Annotated in this window: 21 protein-coding genes and 1 tRNA gene; 11 read left to right on the top strand and 11 right to left on the bottom strand. The window is 66.3% G+C overall.

From position 1 onward, the window contains the following. Positions 1-32 precede the first annotated feature (32 nt). From ACP15H_RS01110 to ACP15H_RS01100, 3 genes are read right to left on the bottom strand one after another with little or no spacing between them, the layout of a single operon-like run. The gene (locus tag ACP15H_RS01110) at positions 33-1,829 is read right to left on the bottom strand and encodes an acyclic terpene utilization AtuA family protein (RefSeq protein ID WP_425064387.1); all 1,797 of its coding nucleotides are present in this window, start codon (positions 1,827-1,829) and stop codon (positions 33-35) included. Positions 1,830-1,831: 2 nt separating this feature from the next. After that, positions 1,832-2,809: a Bug family tripartite tricarboxylate transporter substrate binding protein gene (locus ACP15H_RS01105; RefSeq protein ID WP_425064386.1), complete on the bottom strand. Its 978-nt coding sequence runs from the start codon at positions 2,807-2,809 to the stop codon at positions 1,832-1,834. 39 nt (positions 2,810-2,848) lie between these two features. After that, positions 2,849-3,634, bottom strand: coding sequence for an enoyl-CoA hydratase (locus ACP15H_RS01100; RefSeq protein WP_425064385.1), 786 nt, complete (start codon positions 3,632-3,634; stop codon positions 2,849-2,851). A gap of 78 nt (positions 3,635-3,712) precedes the next feature. On the opposite strand from ACP15H_RS01100, the gene ACP15H_RS01095 reads away from it, so the two are divergent. Then, positions 3,713-4,627: a PaaI family thioesterase gene (locus ACP15H_RS01095; RefSeq protein WP_425064384.1), complete on the top strand. Its 915-nt coding sequence runs from the start codon at positions 3,713-3,715 to the stop codon at positions 4,625-4,627. Here the strand turns inward: ACP15H_RS01095 and ACP15H_RS01090 are convergent. Together ACP15H_RS01090 and ACP15H_RS01085 are read right to left on the bottom strand one after the other, a co-directional pair. Next, on the bottom strand, positions 4,591-4,947 hold the full coding sequence (locus ACP15H_RS01090) for an Hpt domain-containing protein (RefSeq protein ID WP_425064383.1): 357 nt from the start codon (positions 4,945-4,947) through the stop codon (positions 4,591-4,593). The two genes, ACP15H_RS01095 and ACP15H_RS01090, sit on opposite strands and share 37 nt — an antisense overlap. A gap of 1 nt (position 4,948) precedes the next feature. Further along, positions 4,949-7,078, bottom strand: a complete 2,130-nt coding sequence (locus ACP15H_RS01085; RefSeq protein WP_425064382.1) for an ATP-binding protein — start codon at positions 7,076-7,078, stop codon at positions 4,949-4,951. A gap of 181 nt (positions 7,079-7,259) precedes the next feature. On the opposite strand from ACP15H_RS01085, the gene ACP15H_RS01080 reads away from it, so the two are divergent. Continuing rightward, the gene (locus ACP15H_RS01080; RefSeq protein WP_425064381.1) at positions 7,260-7,949 is read left to right on the top strand and encodes a response regulator; all 690 of its coding nucleotides are present in this window, start codon (positions 7,260-7,262) and stop codon (positions 7,947-7,949) included. Positions 7,950-8,003: 54 nt separating this feature from the next. Further along, a tRNA-Ile gene (locus ACP15H_RS01075) sits at positions 8,004-8,079 on the top strand. A 72-nt stretch (positions 8,080-8,151) separates the two neighbouring features. On the opposite strand, the gene ACP15H_RS01070 is transcribed toward ACP15H_RS01075, so the two are convergent. Genes ACP15H_RS01070 through ACP15H_RS01045 form a run of 6 tightly spaced genes read right to left on the bottom strand, consistent with a single transcriptional unit; the run spans position 8,152 to position 13,342 of the window. After that, complete coding sequence (locus ACP15H_RS01070) at positions 8,152-9,462, bottom strand: NtaA/DmoA family FMN-dependent monooxygenase (protein ID WP_425064380.1); 1,311 nt, start codon at positions 9,460-9,462, stop codon at positions 8,152-8,154. Positions 9,463-9,464: 2 nt separating this feature from the next. Beyond that, positions 9,465-10,175, bottom strand: coding sequence for a DUF1028 domain-containing protein (locus ACP15H_RS01065; RefSeq protein ID WP_425064379.1), 711 nt, complete (start codon positions 10,173-10,175; stop codon positions 9,465-9,467). Next, a complete protein-coding gene (locus tag ACP15H_RS01060; RefSeq protein ID WP_425064378.1) occupies positions 10,172-10,879 on the bottom strand; it encodes a DUF1028 domain-containing protein in 708 nt (235 codons plus the stop codon). The genes ACP15H_RS01065 and ACP15H_RS01060 overlap by 4 nt, the downstream gene beginning before the upstream one ends. After that, positions 10,876-11,595 (bottom strand): DUF1028 domain-containing protein, encoded by a 720-nt coding sequence (locus ACP15H_RS01055; RefSeq protein ID WP_425064377.1) that lies wholly within the window; start codon positions 11,593-11,595, stop codon positions 10,876-10,878. Before ACP15H_RS01055 ends, ACP15H_RS01060 begins: the two co-directional genes overlap by 4 nt. Continuing rightward, on the bottom strand, positions 11,592-12,308 hold the full coding sequence (locus ACP15H_RS01050) for a DUF1028 domain-containing protein (RefSeq protein WP_425064376.1): 717 nt from the start codon (positions 12,306-12,308) through the stop codon (positions 11,592-11,594). The genes ACP15H_RS01055 and ACP15H_RS01050 overlap by 4 nt, the downstream gene beginning before the upstream one ends. Beyond that, positions 12,305-13,342 carry a LysR family transcriptional regulator gene (locus ACP15H_RS01045; RefSeq protein ID WP_425064375.1) on the bottom strand — a complete coding sequence of 346 codons (1,038 nt, stop codon included), beginning with the start codon at positions 13,340-13,342 and terminating at the stop codon, positions 12,305-12,307. The genes ACP15H_RS01050 and ACP15H_RS01045 overlap by 4 nt, the downstream gene beginning before the upstream one ends. Positions 13,343-13,434: 92 nt before the next feature. Between ACP15H_RS01045 and ACP15H_RS01040 the strand changes: the two genes are divergently transcribed. Genes ACP15H_RS01040 through ACP15H_RS01005 form a run of 8 tightly spaced genes read left to right on the top strand, consistent with a single transcriptional unit; the run spans position 13,435 to position 22,271 of the window. Further along, positions 13,435-14,454, top strand: a complete 1,020-nt coding sequence (locus ACP15H_RS01040; RefSeq protein WP_425064374.1) for a glutamate cyclase domain-containing protein — start codon at positions 13,435-13,437, stop codon at positions 14,452-14,454. A gap of 35 nt (positions 14,455-14,489) precedes the next feature. Beyond that, positions 14,490-15,518, top strand: a complete 1,029-nt coding sequence (locus ACP15H_RS01035; protein WP_425064373.1) for a glutamate cyclase domain-containing protein — start codon at positions 14,490-14,492, stop codon at positions 15,516-15,518. A 22-nt stretch (positions 15,519-15,540) separates the two neighbouring features. Continuing rightward, positions 15,541-17,118, top strand: coding sequence for an ABC transporter substrate-binding protein (locus tag ACP15H_RS01030; RefSeq protein ID WP_425064372.1), 1,578 nt, complete (start codon positions 15,541-15,543; stop codon positions 17,116-17,118). Between the two features lie 37 nt (positions 17,119-17,155). Further along, positions 17,156-18,106: an ABC transporter permease gene (locus ACP15H_RS01025; protein WP_425064371.1), complete on the top strand. Its 951-nt coding sequence runs from the start codon at positions 17,156-17,158 to the stop codon at positions 18,104-18,106. Then, the gene (locus tag ACP15H_RS01020; protein ID WP_425064370.1) at positions 18,106-19,017 is read left to right on the top strand and encodes an ABC transporter permease; all 912 of its coding nucleotides are present in this window, start codon (positions 18,106-18,108) and stop codon (positions 19,015-19,017) included. Before ACP15H_RS01025 ends, ACP15H_RS01020 begins: the two co-directional genes overlap by 1 nt. Beyond that, positions 19,014-20,000, top strand: a complete 987-nt coding sequence (locus tag ACP15H_RS01015) for an ABC transporter ATP-binding protein (protein WP_425064369.1) — start codon at positions 19,014-19,016, stop codon at positions 19,998-20,000. The genes ACP15H_RS01020 and ACP15H_RS01015 overlap by 4 nt, the downstream gene beginning before the upstream one ends. Continuing rightward, entirely contained in the window at positions 19,997-20,971 is a 975-nt protein-coding gene (locus ACP15H_RS01010) for an ABC transporter ATP-binding protein (RefSeq protein WP_425064368.1), read from the top strand. The genes ACP15H_RS01015 and ACP15H_RS01010 overlap by 4 nt, the downstream gene beginning before the upstream one ends. After that, positions 20,964-22,271 (top strand): NtaA/DmoA family FMN-dependent monooxygenase, encoded by a 1,308-nt coding sequence (locus ACP15H_RS01005; protein ID WP_425064367.1) that lies wholly within the window; start codon positions 20,964-20,966, stop codon positions 22,269-22,271. The genes ACP15H_RS01010 and ACP15H_RS01005 overlap by 8 nt, the downstream gene beginning before the upstream one ends. The last annotated feature ends 16 nt before the right edge of the window (positions 22,272-22,287 follow it).

Below are 22,287 nucleotides of genomic sequence, written 5' to 3'. Positions count from 1 at the left end.
CCTGCGGCGGCATCCTTTCGCAGCGACTGACTCTAGATTCCGACCTTCGCTGCCAGCGATTTCGGAACGCGGACCGGCATGTCCAGGAGCATCTGGGCGAAGGCCTTGGCCAGCGGATCGGCCTTGAGGGAAGCCATGCCGCCGCCGCCGAGCGCCTTGCGCAGCAGGAAGTTGAATCCCTTGATGCCCGGCAGGCGCCAGCGCGTAACCGGTCCCTGGATACGGTGCGCGAAGTACCGGGCCACCGCCTCCTCCGTCACCTCGGCCTCGAGGATGGGCTCGTAGTCCGGCTGGCGCGCGAAGATGCCGATATTGGCATTGTCGCCCTTGTCGCCCGAGCGGCCGTAAGCCAACGCAATCAGCGGCACGGTTGTGGTGTCGCCCATTGGCGGGGGCGACGCGGCCGGTGCTTCGACCGGAAGCTGGGCAGCCGTGAAGCCGCCGCTCAGCGCGCCTTCCTGCATCGCGATCTGGTGACCACCGACGTCGACCGTGACCGGCACCATCGACTTCGGCACGAGGCAGGAGAACATGCGGATGACGGGCGACGGCGAAACGCGCCCGGCACCGAAGCTGCCGGTCATGCCGACCACGCCCCCCGTCGACATGGGCGAGATCTCGCGGCCGAGAAGCGACAGCGCCTCCTTCTGATCGTGCTTTGCGGCGATCTTCACGACGACCTCGCGCGTGTCGGGCACACGCCCATGCGGCCCGTAGGTCGCTTCGCTGCCGATCACTTCGACGCTGACGTCGCGATAATCCGACATGCCCTTCTCGGCGAACATGCGGCGGGTCTTCTTGATGATCGACTCCGCGCTGTGGCGGCCCTTGGCCACCGCCTCGCGTCCGCCCAGCATGAAGATCGAGGTGAACTTGTAGCCGTCGGGCCAGGTCGTCGAGACCTTGTAGGTATCCGTGGGCGGCCGGCCGCGGGCGCCGCTCACCCGCACACGGTCCTTGGCCACCTGCTCGTAGGTCGCCTCGGTGAAGTCGCACACGACGTCTGGCACCATGTAGGCACGCGGATCGCCGATCTCGTACAGCATCTGCTCGGCCACCGTCGCGGTGGTGATGAGGCCGCCGGTATTGTCGGGCTTGGAGAGCACGAAGCTGCCGTCGCTCGACACTTCGGCGATCGGAAAGCCCATATTGTCGTAGTCCGGCACCAGGCGCCAATCGGTGAAGTTGCCGCCGTTGCACTGGGCGCCGCATTCGATGATGTGACCGCACAGCGTGCCGGCGGCGAGGCGATCGAATTCCTGCGGCGTCCACGAAAACGCGTGGATCAGCGCGCCCAGCGTCACCGCCGAATCGACACAGCGCCCCGTGATCACCACGTCGGCGCCCTCGTCCAGCGCCCGGGCAATCGGGAAGCCGCCGAGATAGGCGTTCATGCTGGCGATCTTCGACGGCAGCTCGGCGCCCGTATCCATCTCGCGGATGCCGGCGGCGCGGAACTCGTCGACGCGCGGCAGGATGTCGTCGCCCAGCACGACGGCAACCTTGAGCGTCACGCCGGCCGCCTCGCAGGCCTTGAGCACGGCGTCGCGGCAGGCCAGCGGATTGACGCCACCGGCATTGGTCACGACCTTGATCTTCTTCTCGGCGATCTCACGCGCCAGCGGCGCCATGACGACCGACACGAAGTCGACCGCATAGCCCGCCTGCGGGTTCCGCAGCTTCTGCGCCGCCATGATCGACATGGTGACTTCGGCGAGATAGTCGCTGACCAGATAGTCGACGTTGCCATGCCGCACGAGCTGGACCGCGGCGGTTTCCGTATCGCCCCAGAAGCCCGAATGGCAGCCGATGCGGACAGTCTTTGACATGCTCAACCCTCCGGCTGGATGCCCGCGTCGCGCGCGAGCTTCGTCCATTTCTCGATCTCGGCCTTCTGGAAGGCGAGCAGGTCTTCCGGCGAGCCGAGTTTCAGGATCACGTTGAAGTCGCGCATGCGCTGCTGCATCTCTGGCTTCGAGTACTCTTCGCGGATGATCGCGTTCACCCTGTCGACGACCGGCCGCGGTGTCCTGGCGGGCGCGAACATGGCGTACCAGCCGTCCAGGTCGAATTCGATGCCCTGCTCGCGCAGGGTCTTGAGGTCGGGCAGGTTGGGCGAGCGTTCGCTGGAGATCGACGCGATCGGCTTCACGCGTCCCGATTTGATGTGGGGCAGCACGGTGCCCATGTCGGCGACCATGTATTGCAGTGTGCCACTCAGGACATCGTTCAATGCCGGCGGTACGCTCTTGTAGGGCACCTGCACCGCATCGAAGCCAAGCAGACGCTTCAGCGTTTCGCCGGCGACCACGCCGGTGCTGTTGCCGGTGCCGTAGGAAAGCTTGCCCGGATTGGCCTTGGCGTAGGTCACGAGCTCCTGAATGGTAGCGAAGGGCGCGCTCGGATGGGCGACGATGCAGAACGGCACCAGGCCGACGAGCCCGATCGCCTCGAAATCCGTCACCTGGTCGTAGGGCAGGTTCTTCACCAGCGCCGCGGCGGCGGCATGCGAGGTGTTCGAGGTGAACATCAGCGTGTGACCGTCCGGCGCGGCGCGCGCCACGAAGGCGCCGGCGATCGTGCCGTTGGCGCCGGGCTTGTTGTCGACGGTGACCGGCTGTCCGACCTGGGCAGAGAGTTTCTCGGCGAAGATGCGCGCCATCGTGTCGGTGCCGCTGCCGGCAGCGAACAGGATCACGATGCTGATCGGCTTGGTGGGCCACGCGGCCTGGGCCAGGGCCGCGGTCGAGGCCGCCGGCACCAGTGCCGCCGCCGCCGAGGACACGAGGAACTGACGCCGGTCGATCATGGTCTCGTTTCCTTCCCTGTTTTCTTTCTTCTTGTCGTCTTACTTCTTCTTGCGATTGACGAAGGCTCCCATGCGCTCGATATGCTCGCCCTCGGCGACCGACTGGGCGAAGGAATCGATGCCGGCCTGCACCGCCTCGTCGAGCGGCAGTCGCTCCCAGCGCCGCATCAGGCGCTTCTGCGCGCGCACGGCAAGCGGCGTCGCATCGACGATCGAATGAACGCAGCGCTCGATGGCCGCGTCGATCTTGGCCGTCTCGACGACCTCCTCGACCATGCCCCAGGCTTCGGCCTTGCGGGAATCGATGTTCTCGCCGGTCAGCAGCATCCACGAGGTGCGTCCCCAGCCGATCAGGCGGGGCAGCAACGCCGCCTCGACGACGGACGGAATGCCGACCTTCACCTCGGGCATGCCGAAATGCGCGGTGTCGGTGGCAATGCGCAGGTCGCAGGCCGCCGCCACTTCGAGACCGGCACCCAGCGTGTAGCCTTCCATGCGGCAGATCACCGGCACGGGACAGTCGCGGATCGACTGGCAGAGCTTGTGGACCATGGTGATGAAGGCGCGACCGTCCTCCGACGTGCGCATCCCCGCCATGTGGTTGATGTCGGCGCCGCCGATGAACGCCCGGCCGCCGGCGCCCGAGAAGACGACGACGCGCAGGTCTTCCTCGGCCGACAGCGCGTGGAAGGTCGCGGTGAGATCGTGCAGGGCCGCCGGGTTCAGGACGTTGAGACGCCGCGCATTGTCGAACACGAGATGGGCCACCGTGCCGGCATCGCGCTTGTCGCGCCGGACCTCGATCTTGTGCGCGGCTTCCGCCATGACGTTTCGCTCCGTGGCTCTTTGTGATTGGCTGATTCTCCCCTATTAGAACCCGCCAACGCAGCTTCACAAGAGCCAATGCCCGACACCATTCCCGACCTTGCCTCCTGGGGCATCGACCTCTCGCGCTACACCGTGTTCGTGCCGCCGGATCCGTTCGAGGACCATGTCGGGCCGTTCTATTTCGACCTCCAGGGCGATGCCCGTCAGGCCGGCACGGTTCATTGCGTGCTGCCGACGCTCGCGCGCCACGGCAATTACATGGGCGGCGTGCATGGCGGCGGCATCCTGACCTTCGCCGACTATGCGCTCTGCCTGGTGGCCGGCCGAGCCGCCGACGGCGGCACCAACAGCTCCTTCGCCATGACGGTGAGCATCGCCGTCGAGTTCCTGAACGGCGCCCGCATCGGCCCGCCCCTGGAAGCACGCGGCGAGCCGCTGCAGGTCACGGGCCGCCTCGCCTTCGCGCGCGGCTCGATCACCCAGGAAGGCCGCACGATCGCCCTGTGGTCGGGTGTGTGCCGCCACGTCGCGCGCGCCAAGGCGATGGCGCGCAAGGACGAGCAGGCGCCGTCGCGCGTCGCGCTGCCGCCGCAGGTCGTGCCCGAGGGCTTCGAGCCCTTCAAGGCGAGCGCCTATTCCACCCATATCGGCCCGGCCTTCGTGCGCAAGGAAGCCGATGGCGCCTCGCTGGTGCAGCCGACGCTGGCACGCATGTGCAACTCCGGCGGCGCCCTGCATGGCGGCTACATGATGAGCTTCGCCGACACCGCCATCACGCGCGCCGCGGCGATAACGAGCGATCTCGCGCCGACCACCGTCTCCTTCGCCGCAGAGTTCCTCGCCGCCGGCGACATCTCCGCGCCGCTGGTCACGCGCGTGGAAGTGCCCAAGCAGGGTCGGTCGATTTCCTTCCTGCGGGGCCTTCTGGAACAGAACGGCAAGGCCCTGCTCTCCTACTCCGCAACGGTGATGCTGAAGCCGCGGGCCTGATCCGCGCCCGCCTGGGCAGCCACCCGCGCCACTTCCAGCGTCAAGGCTTCGTCGAGGCCGCGCACGCCCGCCAGGTCCCGCGCCCGCGCCGCGCGCTCCACGGCATCGGCGACCCTCCCGAGGGCCAGCGCGCCGATCATGCCGGAAGCCCCCTTCACCCGGTGCGCCGCCCGCGCGATCGTCTCCAGGTCGTCGGTCCCGCGAATCTCGTCCTGGGCGTCACGCGCCGCGTCGAGGAACTCGCGTTCGATCTCGGCAACCGTGGCGGCGTCACCGCCGAACAGCTCGACGAGCCGGTTGCGATCGTAGGCCTGGCTCATGTCAGCGCCCCCGACGTCCATCGCGCAGCCAGATGTCCAGGGTTGCCTTCAACTGTTCGATGCCGAGCGGCTTGATGATGAAACCGTCCATGCCGGCTGCCCGGCTGCGCTCTTCCTCCGATTCGAGCGCGCTGGCGGTAACGGCCAGGATCGGCAGGCGTGCGCGACCCGTCGACACCTCGTCGCTGCGAAGCCGCCGCGCCAGTTCGAAGCCGTCCATATCGGGCATCTGCAGGTCGGCGAGCATGAGATCGTACTGGCCCGACCGCCACATCGCGAGGGCCTGCTCGCCGCTTGCCGCCACGTCGGCCGAGGCACCGACCAGTTCGAGCTGCCGCGCCAGGATCTTGCGGTTGACCGAATTGTCGTCGACCACGAGCACGCGGCCCCCCGAACGGCCGACCGGACCTGTCCCCGGGGCCGGGGCGGGGGCCGCTGGCGCAGGGCACGACACCCGCCCCGCCGCCTGGGCGATCGTCCGCACCAGCACGTCCCGCCGCCACGGCCGCTTGAGGTCGGCGAGACACAGCTGTTCCTTCGAGCCTTCGATCGTCACCGCCGTCTGCGACGACACCACGACATCGACTTCCGCGCCTGCGTCGCGCAGATAGCGCGCGATGGCGCCGCTCTCCTGCGGGTCCGGCAGAGAGAGGACAAGAGACAGGTTCTCGAGCGGGAGGCTGGCCGGGGCGGCGCTCGGCGCTGCCGCCTCGAGCTTCACCGTGACGATGAAGGTCGAACCAACGCCAGGCGCGCTGTGCACCTCGACGCCGCCATGCATCGCCTCGGCGAGGCGGCGCACGATGGACAGGCCGAGCCCGGTGCCACCGAAGCGGCGGGTCGTCGAACTGTCGGCCTGGACGAAGGGATTGAACAGCCGGTCGCGCTGGGCGGCCGTGAGCCCGATCCCCGTGTCGACCACCCTGAGGCGAAGAGCGAGTTGCCCCTCGGTCTTCAGGCCCTCCCGCTCCAGGAAAACCCGGACGCTGCCCTTCTCGGTGAACTTGATGGCGTTTCCCAGGAGGTTGAACAGGATCTGCTGCAGTCGCAGCGGATCGCCGACCGCGCGAGCGGGCACATCGGGCGCCACATAGGCCGACAGGACGAGCCCCCTCTCCGCAGCCCGGGCGCCCAGTGCCTCGGCCGCCCCTTCGATCAGTTCGACGGTGGAGAATTCGACCTGCTCCAGATCTAGACGCCCGGCCTCGATCTTGGAGAAGTCCAGGATGTCGTCGATGATCCGCAAAAGAGACGCCGCCGAATAGCGAACCGTTCCCAGCTGGTCGCGCTGGTCGGGCGAGAGCTCGGTGCGCTCCAAAACGTCGATCATGCCCAGCACGCCGTTCATCGGCGTCCGGATCTCGTGGCTCATGGTGGCAAGGAAGGTCGACTTGGCCTGGTTGGCCTTCTCCGCGTCGCGCTGCGCCGCAAGCGCAGCGTCGCGGGCCTGGCGGGCCTCGTCGAAGGCGACCTGCAGCCGGCGCGCCAATTCGTCCTTCTCGTAAGCGAGGGCGATATTGTCGTACTGCCAGCGGTGGACGTCGCGCACATAGGCCATGAGGTGGCCGACATAGGCGGCACCGGCAATGCCTACGATCTGGTAGAATGGGTCACCGGAGGCGACCAGGACCAGCAGCAACGGCGCCGCGGTGGCGACGGCGAAGGCATAGAAGGTCGGCGGATGGGCCGACCGGATCGGCACGCCCGTGGTGACCGTGGCCAGCAGCACGAGCCCTAGCAGCATGCGCGGCAACTCGAAGTCCCTGGAGGCCAGCAGATACCCGGCCCAGCCCCAGCAGGCTCCCCCGAGAAATGTGAAGGCCGCGAACCACCAGCCCCAGCGCAGGGTCTGCTCGTCGTCGGCCCGCGCGCGGGCGAAGCGGTGGCGCAGAAGGTCGAAACCCAGCGTCACCGCGAGGTAGGTCCCGAACGGTCCGGCCAGCTCGACGAGGTCGATCTGCCGCCAGTAGATGGCGGCGATCACCGGCCACAGCACGAAGGAAAAATAGCGCGACGGCGCCGATCCCTCGAACAACCGCCGCACCAGCTCGGCACGAACGAACCGATCCTGGCGGGCCGCCTCGCCAGTCTCGACCTGATTGGCGGCCGGGTCAGCGGCGGCGAGCGACATCAACCATCTCGAAACCAGGGTTTGAGCCGCCGCCCCAAGGGGCAGCTAGAGCTTGCGGATTTCCGCCAAGATCAATCGTATCAAAAATATCAAGAAAACGATATAATTCGTTGAGAAATAGTGTTAATTTGAAGGCATTGAACGTTATTTATTAGGTTAAGTCATGCAGCTTCCGTCCGTTTTGCTGGTCGAGGACGACGCATTTCAGCGCAAGGCCGCCGAGACCTATCTGTCCAATCACGAGCTCAAGGTGACAGCTGTCGAGAACGGCGCCCAGATGCGCCGCCAGCTCTCCCGGTCGATGCCCGACCTCGTCCTGCTCGACGTCCAGCTGCCCGGTCCCGACGACGGTTTCGCGTTGGCCCGCTGGCTGCGCGAGAGCAACACCCGCGTCGGCATCATCATGCTGACGGCGGCCACAGACCCGGTCGACAAGGTGCTGGGCCTCGAAAGCGGCGCCGACGACTATGTTGCCAAGCCCTATGAGCCGCGCGAGCTGCTGGCCCGCTGCAAGAGCGTCCTGCGCCGGTCGGTGGCCAAGGCGACCCCCTCCCGCCTCGAGCGCGTGCGGATGGGCGGCCACGTGCTCGATCTGACCAAGCGCCAGCTCCTTGACGCTGACAACACCGATGTTCCGCTCACCTCCGGCGAATTCGACGTGCTCAAGATCTTTGCGGAAAACCCAAATCGTCCGCTGTCGCGCGATTGGCTGCTGGAGACGACCAGCCACCGCGCCCGCGACCCGTTCGACCGGGCGATCGACCTCCGGATCACGCGGCTGCGCCGCAAGATCGAGCCGGCGCCGGACAAGCCGACGGTGATCCGCACCGTGCGGGGAGTAGGCTATATGTTCGTGCCGCCCGCCGAATAGCCGGGCTATAAGAGCCCGCCCCGGCGCGCCCGGGGCGCAGCCCGTCGGTTGCGGGGGCCCGTAGTTCAGCGGTTAGAACGAGCCGCTCATAACGGTTATGTCGCAGGTTCGAATCCTGCCGGGCCTACCAACCGCCTGCCGCCGCCAAGCGTTCCCTGAGCCGTACGGGTCTACCACCGCTCAAGAAGCGCCAAGCGTCGGCCTAAAACTCCCTCAGATTGTCGCGGAAGTGCTTGTGCGCATACGCCTTGCGCGTCAGCCCTCGACGCTGCAACTCGGGCACAAGCCCGTCGCAGATTTCTATGATGTAGCGTCGGTCGAAGTGGGCGTTGAACAGCAGGAAGCCGTCGCCGCCCACCTCCTGCATGATCTCCTGCATCAGGCCGGCGACGTGATCGGGCGTGCCGACCAGGTCGATACCCTGCCGGCTGTTGAGCCCGCTCGCCAGCGAGCGCGGCGTCTTGCCGATCCATTTGGCGAGCGATGACTGGTGCCCGTTGGTCCGCAGGTGCTCCGGCAGCGGCTCGTCGGGATCGAACTGCGCGAAGTCGATGTTCGTGAGGCGCGACATGCCCGAGAGCTGCAGGTCGAGATGCTTGCCGAAATCCTCCTGCTCGAGCCGCCGGCGTTCGCGGGCGGCCTCCATCGTCGTGTCGACGATCGGATAGGCGAGAAACAGCACCTTGATGTCGTCGGGATTGCGGCCCCAACCGGCGGCTTGGCGGCGGATGTCCTCGCGGAAGCTCTTCATGCCTTCGACGGACACGGCATTGGTGATGATCGTGTCGGCCCATCTGGAAGCAAAGGCCTGGCCGCGCGCCGAGCCGCCGGCCTGGCAGATCGGCACCCTTCCCTGAGGCGAACGAGGCGCGTTGATCGGTCCGCGCACCTTGAAATACTTGCCCTCATGGTGGATCGGACGGACCTTCTTGCCGTCGGCGAACATGGGAATGTCGCGGTCGAGCATGACCGCATCCTCGTCCCAGGCCTCCCACAGCCTGGTGACGACGTCGGCGAACTCGTCGGCGACGTCGTAGCGCTCGTCATGCGGCCGCTGGCCGACATGGCCGTAATTCTCGGCGGCCCCGTCGTTGCTGCCGGTGACGCAGTTCCAGCCGATGCGCCCTTCGGTGACGTGGTCGAGGGAGTTGACGAGGCGCGCCAGCAGGTAGGGTGGATACTCCGACGTCGAGAGCGTCGGCACGAGGCCGAGATGCCTGGTCGCCATCGCCAGCCATGGGACCAGCACGGCGGGATCCAGCTTGGGCGAGCTGGCGCCGTACTTGAGGTAGGTGTCGTGGCTGCCCTGGTAGGTGTAGGGCACCATCGAGGAATCCTCGATGATCATGTAGTCGAAGCAGCCGCGCTCCAGCCCCTTGGCCAGGTCGACGAAGATGTCCGGCATCATCCAGCGATGTTTGTCGTATTCGGTGCCGGGCCACATCGAGCGCCACGCCTTCGGGCCATAGCCCTGCGACAGGAACCAGGCGAGGTGGAAATGATCTTTCGCCATGCTCAGGCCTCCGCGCCCTTCGTCAGGCTCGCGACGAATTCGACCTGACTCATCGCCAGGTCGGGGCGATGACCGCGGTCGCGATAGAACTTCTCGTAGATCTTGAACTCCTCCAGCACGCGGCGCAGCTCGGTTACGGCGTCGTCATGCAGGTCGACACGCACGTCGATGTCGAAGTGATCGGGCTCGGAGGCCACGAAGATCGCGGCCGACCTTTCGGTGAGGTGCCCATCGTTCCCGACCTGCCCCCCGGCATCGCGTCCGCCCTCCAGGGCAGCCAGCAGCCGGAATTCGAGGGCGGCGCCGGGATCGGCGAGAAAGCCCGAGACGATGCCGTCCAGCACCTCTTTCCCCGCCAGCACATTGCCGAACGCCACGAAGCCATCGCCCTCGTGATGCCCCGCCCACGGCCGGCAGCCCGGGCCGGTATGGGCAGAGGTCCTGCCCTCGCGGTCGATGATGGCGATCTGGCGCCAGTCATGGTCGGGATCGCAGGCCTTGAGCGCTGCCATCACGCCGGCCGGCGCCATGCCCTGTTCCAGCAGTTCGAGCGCGATCAGGTCGTTGTCTCGCTTCACGTAAGCCTGCGTCTTGCAGACGCCCGCGCCGAAGCGGATGCCTTCGCAGCGGCCGCCGGCGGCGATCGAGAAGGTGGTGACGCCGAGGCCGAGACGGCCCGTGTGGGGACAGCGGGCAATGATCGAGAAGGTCATGGCCTTGGCTCCTTCATCGAGGCGATGAAGGCCTCCTGCCCGATCGCCGCGCGCGGATTGCGTCCGCGGTCGGCGTAGTAACCCTCGTACTGCTTGTAGACCGTCCAGACGCGCCGCAGCTCGTCGACGGCCTTGTCGTGCAGGTCGACGCGCAGGTCGATGTCCGGATGGATATGGCGCGAGGAGACCTGGAGAGCGGCCGAGCGCTCCGTCCGATGGGCCGTCGCGTTGCCCTGCCCGCCCGCGTCGCGGCCATATTCGAGTGCCATTAGCAGGCGATGTTCGAGGTCGGCCTCGGGCTCCGCGAGGAAGCCCTCGGCGATCGCCTCGGCGACGTGCCGGCCCCGCAGGCCGTTGCCGGTGGAGATGTAGTTCTCGCCCGTCACCTCACCCGCCCAGCCGCGCACGTTGGCGCCGGTATAGGCCGCCACGGCGCCGCTGCGGTCGATCACGCCGATCTGGCGATAGCTGTGGAAGGCGTCGTTGGCCTTGAGATGGTCGAGGACCGACTGGGCGCCGAGGCCCTGTGCGAGAAGGCGCAAAGCGATTGCGTTGTTGTTCTCGTTGGCGTTGGCCTGGCTCACCGTGACCCCGGCATTCGATCTCGTGGAATGGGCGTAGCGGCCCACCGTGACCGAATAGGTGGCGATGCCGATCCCGAGGCGGCCGGTCTTGGCGCAGCGTCCAAGGATGGTGTAGGTCATGCCCGCTCCTTGACGCGCCGGGCGTCGAGTTGCTTCGCGAAAACGTCCTGCGGGATGGCTTTCGACGGGTCGGTATCCCGGCCGCGATAGAACGCCTCGTAGAGATTGAACTCCTCCAGCACGCGACGCAGCTCGTCGACCGCCGTTTCGTGGACGTCGACCCGCACGTCGACATCGGGAAAGTCGCGCCGGTCCACGACCTTGATCGCGGCCGAGCGCTCGGTTCGATGGGCGTCGGCCGGCCCTTGCCCGCCAGCATCGCGGCCGCCTTCGATCGCGCGCAGCAGGCGATATTCCAGGGCATCGTCGGGACTCATCAGGAAGCCCGCGACCATCGCGTCGAGCACCTGCGGACCGAGCAGGCCGTTGCCGAACACGACGCAATCGGTTGCCTCCTTGTGGCCCGCCCAGCCGCGGCAGCCGGGGCCGGTATGGGCGGCGACCCTGCCATCTCGGTCCATGATCGCGATCTGGCGGAAACCGTGCTCGGTGTCGTTGCCGGCGAAGATCTCCATCACCCGCGCGGGTCCGTAGCCCTGCGCCAGGAGCTTGATGCCGAGCGGATCGTTAGTGCGGTTGGGAAAGGCCTGCGTCTTGCAGACGCCGACATTGGCCATCACGCCTTCGCAGCGCCCACCGACCGCCAGCGAATAGGTGGCGATTCCGAGGCCGAGCCGGCCCGTCCGCCGGCAACGCCCGATCACGGAGTAAGTCATCGCGCGGCCTCCTGCGTCTGGGCGAGCGTCTGGGCGAAGGCGTACTGCGGAATCGCATCCCTGGGATTGCGCGCTCTCTCCTTGTAGTAACCGCGATAGAGTTCGTACTGCTCGAAGGCGCGTCGCAGTTCCTCGACCGCCGTGTCGTGCAGGTCGACGCGCAGATCGAGTTCGGCGTGATCGTAGTCGCCGTAGACCATCACGGCCGCCGACCGTTCGGGGAGAGGACCGTCGTTGCCCGCCTGACCGCCGGCATCGCGTCCCGCTTCGATCGCCGCCAGGAGACGGCGCTCGAAAGAAATCCCAGCCGCGCCTTCATAGGCCTTCGCCATGGCATCGACGACGGGTTCGCCCGCCAGCACGTTTCCCATGGCGACATAGCCGTCGCCCGTGACATGCCCCGCCCAGCCGCGGTTCTTCGGGCCAGTATAAGCCGCGACTCGGCCCACACGATCGATCACCGCGATCTGGCGGAACTCGTGGTTGGCATCGTTGGCTTTCAGCTCGGCCAGCACGTGCTCGGGCGCGAAGCCCTGCGCCAGAAGCCGGAGCGCCAACGGATTGTTGCCCTGGTTGACGAAGGCCTGGGTCATGGTCGCGCCGGTGTTGCCGCGCAGCCCGGTGCAGTAGAGGCCCACGGTGATCGAGTAGGTCGCGATGCCGATGCCGACATGGCCGGTCGTCGGACAGCGCGCGAGCAGAGTGAAGGTCATGAGCGTCTGTCTCCCGTCGGTGCCTTCGCCCCCGCACGCACGGAACGTGCCGAACCGGCCGCGGACGCCTCGCGCTTCAGCGGCGCATAGGCCAGCTCGTGCAGATCCTGGAACTCCCCTTGAAGGACACGAAGGAATTCTTCCGCCGCGACCGGCAGCTGCCGCGCCGCATGCGTGATCGCATCGATCGTTGCGTTGTTCACCAGCCGGTCGCGGATCGGAACGGCAACCAATTCACCCGAGCGCAGACTGTCCCAGGCCGATAGGCGCGAGAGGAAGGCAATCCCATGATTCACCTTCACGAACTCGACGCGCAGCTGGATCGCGTTGGTCTCGAGGGTCGGCGAAATATGAATGCCGGCCGCGGTGCAGGCCACCTCGATCAGGATGTGGCTGCCGGTGTGTTTCATAGGTGACGCGATCGGATAGACGGCACAATCGGCCAGCGAGACCTTGGGCCGCCCGGCGAGCGGGTGATGCGCGGACATCACCGCGACCAGGGGCTCGCGCATCTTGAAAACGGTCTGCAACTCCGCCTCGGCGGGGGGATAGAAGGCGAGACCGATGTCGGTGCGGCCTTCGCGAACGGCTGCCACCACCTGATCGGAGCCGTCGATCGTGATCTCGAACTGGATGCCGGGATATCGCCGGCTGAATCGGGTCACGGCGCGCGGCAGCAGGTGCGGCACCAGGGTCTCGATCGAACGGATGCTGACGGTGCCGCGGCGCAGCCCCTTCAGCGCGTCGATCTCGGAGCGCACGCGCTCGATCTGGCGCAGGTTGGTCTGGGCATGGCGGAGCAGGATCTCGCCCGCCGAGGTGAGTTTCACCCCGCGCGCGTGGCGCTCGAACAGCGGAACGCCGAATTCCTCCTCCAGCTTCTGGATCTGTCGACTGAGCGCGGACTGGGCAATGTGCAATTCCTCCGCCGCCTCCCGTATCGATCCGAGCCGTGCAATTGCGGAGAAATAACGCAGGGACTGATTGATCATTTCTTGGTCTCTCCTGCCTTTAGACTGATGCCGAACCGGCATCGCTTCAACGCCGAAATGGCGCTTGTCCGATCACCCGCGGCGGCTCCAATTCACCGTGTCATCTGGTTGCCGGCGACGAGGGAGACACCGCGATGCTCGATATGGTTGGAGAAGCCGTCGACCGGCTGATCACGATCGAAGCCAAGAACCACGGCATGCCGCACGGCATCCTGCTGCCGATGTATCTCGCGGCGCGCGAGGTCGCGGGCGACCAGCCGGTCACGATGGCGGCCGCCAAGGGCCTGCAGCAGGCGCTCGGCAAGGGCGACGTCGCCTTCATCATGACCGGTGCGGGATACGAGCCCACCATGCCCAAGGGCGAGAGCGACGGGCCGCCGGGTGCCGCCTCGCTCGCCCGCATTCTCTATCGCGGTCTCGGCGCCGTTCCGGTGTTCGTGAACGAAGCCTGCCACGCCCATCCGATCGTGGCGTCCAGCCAAGCCGCCGGCCTCATGGTCAAACCCTTCGAGCAGGCGCGCGATCGCCATCTCGGCGCCGCCCTCGAGAACGCACCGGCAGACCAGTCGAAGATCGATGCGTGGATCGCCGAGATCTACGCCAAGTACAAGCCGAAGGCGGTGGTCGCGGCGGAGCGCCTGGGCGCCGGCGCCGACGGCAACGTTCACACCGCGACCGGCCTGCCGCTCACCGGCCCGGAGTCAAAATTCCAGGGCTGCATCGACATCGGCGGCGTCGTCACCGAAGCCAACAAGCGCAAGATCTTCTCGGTCGGCATCGGCGATCATGGCAACGAGCTGGGTTTCGGCACGATCTACGACACGGTCGTGGCGACCATGCCGAAGGGCAAGGCCCTCGCCACCGTCGTGAAGACCGACGTCGTGGTCCCGGCGATGATGTCGAACTGGGGCTGCTACGGTATCGAGGCCTGCCTCGCGTACCTCTTGAAGAAGCCGCAGCTCATCCATTCGCCGGACATGGAAAAGCGCATCGTGCAGGCCTGCCTCGACGCCGGCGGCCTCGAGGCGATGTACTGCACGACCGAGTTCCTGGTCGATGGGCTCGACGGCGAGACGTCGATGGCCTGCATGCAGTTCCTGTCCAACATCGTGCGCAAGAATCTAGAGCCGCCCGACGCGGGCCTCACCCACTGATCGAGACCTTCCAACTGAACGTGCAGAGGTAAATCATGGCTATCGACGAGATCGTCGGCGATTCGATCGACCGCGCCATCAATGTCGAGATGCGCTTCCGAGTCGGGCTGCCGCGCGGCGTCACCTATCCTCTCTACGAGGCGGCGCGGAAGAAGCAGAAGAAGCCGCTCACCTGGCTGGCGGCAAAGCTGCTGAAAGAGTCGATCAAGCCCGGCGACAACGTGTTCGTCATCACCGGCGCGGGCACGCCCCCCGGCCTACCGGCGGGCGAGACCGACGGTCCGCCGGGCGCGGCCGCGATCGCGCGGGCGATCGAGTTCGGCCTGGGCGGCAAGCCGATCCTGATCAGCGAAGAGCGCAACATGCCCGCGGTCATCAAGTCGACCGAGGCCGCCGGCCTCGCCGTTTATGACGAGGCGCTGTTCAAGCAGCGCCGCTCCTGCGCCATGGCAATCAACTTCCCGCTGGGCGATGCCGCCGGCAAGAAAGCCGCGGCCGCGCTCATCAAGAAGTACAAGCCGGCCGCCATGGTGTTCATCGAGAAGGTCGGGCCCAACACCAAGGGCATCTACCATTCGATCATGGGCACGCCCCGCACGCCGGACAAGATCGCCAGCGCATACCATCTGGCGGACCAGGCCAAGGCGGCGGGCATCGCCACGGTTGGCATCGGCGACGGCGGCAACGAGATCGGCTGCGGCCTCATCAAGGAGGCGGTGTCGGAGATCCAGCCGTTCGGCAAGGACTGCGGCTGTCCCTGCCACGGCGGCGTTGGCACGGTTACTGAATGTGATGTGCTGGTCTTCGCCGCCGTGTCGAACTGGGGTGCCTACGGAATCGCGGCGGCACTGGCGGGTCACCTGGGGGACCGTGAGATCCTGCACGACGAAGCAACGGAGCTACGGATCGTGCAGGCGAGTGTCGATGGCGGCGCGATGGACGGGGCCTATTCCCGCCTCATCCCCTACGTCGACGGCACGTCGGACAAGATGCAGGCCGCGTTGATCACGATGCTTCATCAGATCATCGAGAACGGTCTGAAGGAATACGATCGAGGGTTCTGAATTCCATTCATTGGGGGCGGCTATGACCAAAGGGTTCCAGACGACGAGCGGCAAGGGAACGGGCCGGGGCATGAGCCGTCGCGCCTTCGGAGCGGGCGCTCTCGGCACAGGCCTGATCTTGGGAACGGGCCGCGCGCCCGCGCTGGCGCAGGGCCGGCGCGACCTCCGCGTCGGCACGTGGGGTGGCGAGTTCGGCAACCTCAGCCCCGTGATCCGCTCGGACATCCAGGGAAGCCTGGTCATGTACAACGTGTTCGACGGGCTGGTTAAGATCAACTTCAAGGACCGCGCAATCGAGCCCTTGATGGCGCTCGAGTGGACCCAGCCCGATCCGCTGACCTGGCGCATCAAGATCCGCGAAGGCGTGAAATGGCAGAAGGGCTTCGGCGAGTTCACTGCCGAGGACGTCGTCTACACCTTCGAATTTCACATGTCGTCGAAGAGCTTCCAGATGGGAACCGCGCTGTTCCCGATCGACACGGTGAAGAGCGACGGCAAGTACGTGGTCGAAATGAAGACCAAGCAGCCCTTCGGTGCCTTCCCCGGCGTCACCATGGGCTACGGCGGCACGATCGTCTCGGCGAAGGCACACAAGGAGATGGGCAACGACGCCTACAGCGCCACGCCCGTCGGTAACGGCCCCTTCCAGATCGAGAGCAAGAAGGGCACCGAGATCGTCCTGGCGAAGAACCCCGACTATTGGCGCCCGGGATTCCCCAAGCTCGACCGCGTCGTCTATCGCGCCATCCCCGATTCGACCACCCGCCTGCAGGCGTTGCAGAAGGGCGAACTCGACTTCGTGACCCATCCCGATCCCAAGGACATGAAGGCCCTCCGCAAGGAAGCCAAGTACACCATCAAGTCGACACCGGGCTGGGCGTGGGACTACCAGCAGTTCAACCTCAAGGCCAAGCCGGACGCGCCCTACCAGAACAAGCTGGTGCGCCAGGCGATCTCCTATGCGATCGACCGCGAGGCGATCGTGAACGAGATCTACTATGGCGAGGCGATCCCCACGGACAACCAGATCCCCGCCGGCTACATGGGCCATCGTCAGCCGATGCTGAAGTACCCCAAGAACGGCGACCTCAAGAAGGCCAAGGAGCTGATGGCCCAGGCCGGCGTGAAGGGCTACGAGGTCGAGGTCATCACCTCCGACAAGGACTGGCTGCGCAAGGAGCTCGAACTCGTCGCCGCGATGGTCAGCCAGATCGGCATCACCTACAAAATCAAGAACATGGACATGGGCGGCTTCAACAGCCTATGGCTCAACCAGAAATTCGACCAGCACCTCGAGGACATCACCCTCGTCGCGCCCGATCCCGACGCGACGTCGTGGTGGTTCCTGAACAGCAAGGGGAACGCATCGGCCTACAGCGTGCCGTCGATGGACGCGATGCTCGACGGCGCACGCAGCGAGCTCGATCCGGCCAAGCGCGAGGCCATGTATCACAAGATCGTCGACACGACGCTCGAGGAATGTCCGATCATCTATCACTGCAACACGAACAACATCCAGATCTACAACAGCAAGCTGGTGGGCTTCGAACCGGCGCCGCAGGAATACACCGAGAAACTCGACACGGTTTCGTGGTCTTGACCCGCACAAGGGCCTGCACAAGGGATAGTCGCGGCTGATGTGGTCCTATCTCGGGCGTCGCCTGATCCAGGTACCGCTGGTCCTGCTGGTCGTGTCGCTGATGACCTTCGCCATCACGCGCGCGACGCCGGGCGACCCGGTGACGATCATGCTCGGCATGCAGACCTCGCCCGAGGCGGCGAAGGCGATGCGCGAGGAGTTCAACCTCGACCGCTCGCTGCCCGAGCAGTACGGGCTTTGGATCGCCAAGGTGGTGACCGGCGACCTCGGCCGCTCGATGCGGCTCAACGATCCGGTCACCACCCTGATCGCGGAGCGGCTGCCGATCAGCCTGCAACTCGCCTTCGCCGGCATGCTGTTCGCTCTGGTGGTCTCGATTCCGCTGGGCGTGATCGCGGCGCTCCGGCGCAACAGCTGGATCGACTATCTCTGCACCGGCTACACGGTCGCGGGCTTCGCCATCCCGAACTTCGGACTGGCGCTGATCCTGATCTATGTCTTCTCGATCAAGCTCGACTGGCTGCCGATCACCGGCATCGGCTCGTCCGAGGCCGAGGAAGGCGGGCTGTGGAAGCATTACAGCCCCTTCATCATCCCCGCCATTGCACTCGGCGCGCTTCAGACCGCGATGCTGACCCGCCTGCTGCGCTCCAGCATGATCGACGTATTGTCTCAGGACTACATGCGCACCGCACGGGCCAAGGGTCTGCTGCCGTCCACCATCGTCATCGTCCATGCGCTCAAGAACGCGATGATCCCCTTCGTCACCATGGCCGCCGTCCAGTTCGGCTACATGATCGGCGTCCAGGTGACGATCGAATATATCTTCGCGGTGCCCGGCATGGGATCGGCGGTGTTGAACGCCGTGATCAATCGCGACTTCCCGGTGATCCAGGGCTTCACGCTGGTGATCGCGGTCTTCTTCCTGCTGATGAACATCCTCGCGGACATGATGTACGCGCTGCTCGATCCCCGCATCCGCTACTGATGCCCAGCAAGATGACCGACACGCGCGCCCGTCCCCTGCAATTCCGCGGCTCGCTGGCGCTCGCCGTGCAGCAGTTCCCGCGCAACCGTGCCGCAACCATCGGCCTGCTGATCCTGTTCGCGATCTGCTTCGCGGCCGCCTTCGCGCCCTGGGTCGCGCCCTACGATCCGATCCAGATCAAACTCTCGATGAAACTGAAGCCGCCGTCGTTCGAGCACCTGATGGGCACGGACCATTTCGGCCGCGACGTCTTCTCGCGCATGCTCTGGGGCGGACGAACCTCGCTCTCGGTCGGCCTGCTGGTCGTGGGCTTTGCCTTCATGCTGGGCGTGCCGCTCGGCCTTGCGTCAGGCTATTTCGGCGGCAAGGTCGACAATGCCTTGATGCGGCTGGTCGACGCCTTCCTCACCTTCCCGCCGCTCCTGCTGGCGGTGGCGCTGGTGGGGCTGCTGGGCCCGGACATCAAGAACGTGATGCTGGCGCTCGGGCTGGTGCAGGCGCCGATCCTGGCGCGCATGGTCCGCGGCAGCACCCTGGCCGTGCGCGAGGACGTCTATGTGACCGCCGCGCGCGCGCTGGGCGCCAGTCCACTGCGCATCGTGCTCTCGCACCTGTTGCGCAACATGGTGTCGCCGATCGTCGTCCAGCTCACCGTCGTCTTCGCGGCCGCCGTCGTCTCGGAGGCATCGCTCAGCTTCTTGGGCTTCGGGACTCAGCCGCCGGCGCCTAGCTGGGGCCGCGACATGAGCGAGGCCCGCCGCTTCCTGGCCGACGCGCCGTGGATGTTCCTGGCGCCGACCTCGATCATCGCGGTCTGCGTCCTCAGCATCAACTTCATGGGCGACGGGCTGCGCGATGCGCTCGACCCGCGCGCCTGGCGCACGCGTCGCAGCGTGGGAGCCGACGCATGAGCCTGCTGCGCGTCCGCAACCTCCACACTCGCTTCGCCACCGATCGCGGCGACGTGCGCGCGGTCAATGGGGTGTCGTTCGATCTCGAAGAGGGCGAGATCCTGGGCCTGGTGGGCGAAAGCGGCAGCGGCAAGAGCGTGACGGCGCTCTCGATCATGCGCCTCGTCCCCGAGCCGCCCGGACGTATCTCCGCCGACAGCCTGGCCTTCGACGGCCGCGAGCTGCTGGCTCTCAGCGAAGCCGAGATGCGCGAGGAGCGCGGCTCGAGCATGGCGATGATCTTCCAGGATCCCATGCGCTCGCTCAATCCGGTGCTCACCATCGGCCGGCAGATGACCGAAGTGCTGCGCCGGCACCAGAAGCTCGACAGTGCGGCCGCTAAGCGCCGCGCCATCGAGCTGCTCGAGACCGTGGGCATTCCCTCGGCGGAAAAGCGTCTCAGCGCCTATCCGCACCAGTTCTCCGGCGGCATGCGCCAGAGGGTGATGATCGCTATCGCGCTGTCCTGCAATCCACGCCTCCTCATCGCCGACGAGGCGACGACGGCGCTCGACGTCACCATCCAGGCGCAGATCGTCGACCTGGTTAAGCGCCTCACGCGCGAGCGCGGCACGTCGGTGATCTGGATCAGCCACGATCTCGGCGTCGTCGCGGGCCTCTGCGACAAGGTCAACGTCATGTATGCGGGCAACGTGGTCGAGTCCGGCCCCATCCGCGAACTGTTCCATCGCCCGAGCCATGGCTACACGCTCGGTCTGATGGGCTCGACGCCGCGGGTCGACGGCACGGGCGTGCGCCGCCTCACACCCATCGAAGGTATGCCGCCCAGCCTGATCGAACCGATCACGCTCTGTCCGTTCCTGCCGCGCTGCCGGGTCTCCATTTCCGCCTGCCAGACGGTGCCACCGGAGCGCCGCGATTTCGGCGGCGATCACTGGGCTCGCTGCCTCGCGGATCTGAAACCTGGAGATCGGGCATCATGAGTACGCTGCTCGAAGTCGAGGATCTCGACGTCCATTTCGGCCGCCCCGACGCACCGGGCACGGTGAAGGCCGTCGACGGCGTCTCCTTCAAGGTCGAGAAGGGCCGAACCCTGGGCCTCGTGGGCGAATCGGGCTGCGGCAAGTCGACGACCGGCTATGCGATCCTGCAGCTCGTGCGCGCCACCTCGGGCCGGGTGCTGTTCGACGGCACGGATCTCCGCCAGCTGGGCAGGCGCGACCTGCGCCGGATGCGGCGCAAGCTCCAGATCATCTTCCAGGACGCTCACGCCTCGCTCAATCCACGGATGCCGATCGGCGATCTCGTGGGCGAGGCGCTCGATATCCACGGCCTGTTCCGCGGCGCCGCGCGCGCCGGCCGCATCCGAGAACTGCTCGACATGGTGGGCCTCTCGGGCTCGTTCTTCGAACGCTACCCGCACGAGCTGAGCGGTGGCCAGGCGCAGCGCGTCGCGATCTGCCGCGCCCTCGCGGTCGAGCCGGACCTGATCATCTGCGACGAGCCGGTGTCGGCGCTCGACGTGTCGATCCAGGCGCAGATCGTGAACCTGCTGCAGGACCTGCAGGAGCGCCTGGGGCTCACCTACATCTTCATCAGCCACGATCTCAGCGTGGTGCGGCATATCAGCGACCAGGTGGCCGTGATGTATCTCGGCAAGATCGTCGAGATGGCCGGCAAGGAAGAGATCTACACTGCGCCGGCGCACCCCTACACCAAGTCGCTGATGTCGGCGGTTCCGGTGCCCGATCCCGATATCGAAACGCAGCGTCAGCGGATCATCCTGAAGGGCGACCTGCCCAATCCGGCCAACCCGCCATCAGGCTGCCGCTTCCGTACGCGCTGCCCCGTCGCCGTGCCCGAGTGTGCCGCCGTAGACCCGCCGCAGTATCCGCTGGGCGACGGTCACTGGGCCAAATGCATCCGTCTCAATGGAGTAAACCCGCATGCCTAAGCCGTTTCATCTCGCCTGGTTCCTGGGCCAGAGCTTCGCGTCCAAGAACTGGCGCTCGATGTGGGCCGGCAGCGCCTCCGACGTTAAGCGCTGGATGATGCCCGACCTCTTCATCGACCTGGCCAAGGGGATGGAGCGCGGCTGCTTCGACTACATGATCATCGAGGACTCCTCCAACGTGCCCTATACCTACAAGGGCAACCACGATACCTACCTGCAGTACGCCCAAGGGTCTCCCAAGCTCGACCCGCCGGTCCTGGTACCGTACCTGGCGCAGGCCACCACGCATCTCGGCATCGTGCCGACGCTCTCGATCTCGGAATACCCGCCCTATCTGGCGGCGCGTCTCATCAATTCGCTCGACCATGTCACCGAGGGCCGCATCGGCTGGAACTGCGTGACGGGCAGCAACGACGGCACTGCACAGAATTACGGCCACGAAAAGCACAGGCCGCATGACGAGCGCTACGAGGTCGCCGACGAGTTCGCCGATGTCGTCACCAAACTCTGGGAAGCGTGGGACGAGGACGCGGTCGTGCTCGATCGCGAGACGCCGATGTTCGCCGACGGCAAGAAGGTCCGCCCGATCCACCATGAGGGCAAGTATTTCAAGGTGCGCGGGCCGATCAACGCGCCGCGCTCGCCCCAGGGGCGCGTGCCGATCGTGCAGGCCGGCGGCTCGGCGGCGGGCAAGAAGTTCGCCTCGAAATGGGCCGACACCATCATCACCGAAGGCGCCAACATCCAGAAGATGAAGGCCTATCAAGAGGAGGTGCGCGCCAACGCCGCCGCCATGGGGCGCAATCCCGACGACATCAAGCTCCTGTTCCTGTGCTCGCCGATCGTCGACACGACGATGGAAGCGGCGCGCGAGCGGCGCCGGCTGCAGCAGGAGGATTCGCTGAAGTACGTCGACATGCAGCTGGCCGGGATGTCGCGACTGACTGGCATCGACTTCTCCAAGTTCGATCTCGACGAGAACCTGCCGATGGACCTGAAGACCAACGGCCACCAGTCGTCGCTGGCCCGCTGGCTCGGCAAGCCCCTGCGCGAGATCGTGCGCGGTTACGCCGCCAAGGGCAGCCTCGATTACACCGGCACGCCCGAACATGTGGCCGGCGTGATGCGCGAGGTCATGGAGGAAGTGGGCGGCGACGGCTTCCTGATCTCCGATACGCCCATCGACCGCCGCGGCGTAATGGAGGTCTGCGACGGGCTGGTGCCGGAGCTGCAGCGCCAGGGCCTGACCCGCAAGGCATATGCCCACAAGCACCTGCGCGACAACCTGCTGGAATTCTAGCTCTCGCGCTTCCTGC

Source organism: Reyranella sp. (assembly GCF_965249915.1).
Classification (GTDB): domain Bacteria; phylum Pseudomonadota; class Alphaproteobacteria; order Reyranellales; family Reyranellaceae; genus Reyranella.
Note: the sequence above shows the minus strand (reverse complement) of the source record. Positions and strands in the feature narration are given on the sequence as shown.

Excerpts from the sequence above, each read along its gene's own strand:
- ACP15H_RS01110 (WP_425064387.1), bottom strand. The coding sequence starts at position 1,829 with ATGTCAAAGACTGTCCGCATCGGCTGCCATTCGGGCTTCTGGGGCGAT.
- ACP15H_RS01105 (WP_425064386.1), bottom strand. The coding sequence starts at position 2,809 with ATGATCGACCGGCGTCAGTTCCTCGTGTCCTCGGCGGCGGCGGCACTG.
- ACP15H_RS01100 (WP_425064385.1), bottom strand. The coding sequence starts at position 3,634 with ATGGCGGAAGCCGCGCACAAGATCGAGGTCCGGCGCGACAAGCGCGAT.
- ACP15H_RS01095 (WP_425064384.1), top strand. The coding sequence starts at position 3,713 with ATGCCCGACACCATTCCCGACCTTGCCTCCTGGGGCATCGACCTCTCG.
- ACP15H_RS01090 (WP_425064383.1), bottom strand. The coding sequence starts at position 4,947 with ATGAGCCAGGCCTACGATCGCAACCGGCTCGTCGAGCTGTTCGGCGGT.
- ACP15H_RS01085 (WP_425064382.1), bottom strand. The coding sequence starts at position 7,078 with ATGTCGCTCGCCGCCGCTGACCCGGCCGCCAATCAGGTCGAGACTGGC.
- ACP15H_RS01070 (WP_425064380.1), bottom strand. The coding sequence starts at position 9,462 with ATGGCGAAAGATCATTTCCACCTCGCCTGGTTCCTGTCGCAGGGCTAT.
- ACP15H_RS01065 (WP_425064379.1), bottom strand. The coding sequence starts at position 10,175 with ATGACCTTCTCGATCATTGCCCGCTGTCCCCACACGGGCCGTCTCGGC.
- ACP15H_RS01060 (WP_425064378.1), bottom strand. The coding sequence starts at position 10,879 with ATGACCTACACCATCCTTGGACGCTGCGCCAAGACCGGCCGCCTCGGG.
- ACP15H_RS01055 (WP_425064377.1), bottom strand. The coding sequence starts at position 11,595 with ATGACTTACTCCGTGATCGGGCGTTGCCGGCGGACGGGCCGGCTCGGC.
- ACP15H_RS01050 (WP_425064376.1), bottom strand. The coding sequence starts at position 12,308 with ATGACCTTCACTCTGCTCGCGCGCTGTCCGACGACCGGCCATGTCGGC.
- ACP15H_RS01045 (WP_425064375.1), bottom strand. The coding sequence starts at position 13,342 with ATGCCGGTTCGGCATCAGTCTAAAGGCAGGAGAGACCAAGAAATGATC.
- ACP15H_RS01040 (WP_425064374.1), top strand. The coding sequence starts at position 13,435 with ATGCTCGATATGGTTGGAGAAGCCGTCGACCGGCTGATCACGATCGAA.
- ACP15H_RS01035 (WP_425064373.1), top strand. The coding sequence starts at position 14,490 with ATGGCTATCGACGAGATCGTCGGCGATTCGATCGACCGCGCCATCAAT.
- ACP15H_RS01030 (WP_425064372.1), top strand. The coding sequence starts at position 15,541 with ATGACCAAAGGGTTCCAGACGACGAGCGGCAAGGGAACGGGCCGGGGC.
- ACP15H_RS01025 (WP_425064371.1), top strand. The coding sequence starts at position 17,156 with ATGTGGTCCTATCTCGGGCGTCGCCTGATCCAGGTACCGCTGGTCCTG.
- ACP15H_RS01020 (WP_425064370.1), top strand. The coding sequence starts at position 18,106 with ATGCCCAGCAAGATGACCGACACGCGCGCCCGTCCCCTGCAATTCCGC.
- ACP15H_RS01015 (WP_425064369.1), top strand. The coding sequence starts at position 19,014 with ATGAGCCTGCTGCGCGTCCGCAACCTCCACACTCGCTTCGCCACCGAT.
- ACP15H_RS01010 (WP_425064368.1), top strand. The coding sequence starts at position 19,997 with ATGAGTACGCTGCTCGAAGTCGAGGATCTCGACGTCCATTTCGGCCGC.
- ACP15H_RS01005 (WP_425064367.1), top strand. The coding sequence starts at position 20,964 with ATGCCTAAGCCGTTTCATCTCGCCTGGTTCCTGGGCCAGAGCTTCGCG.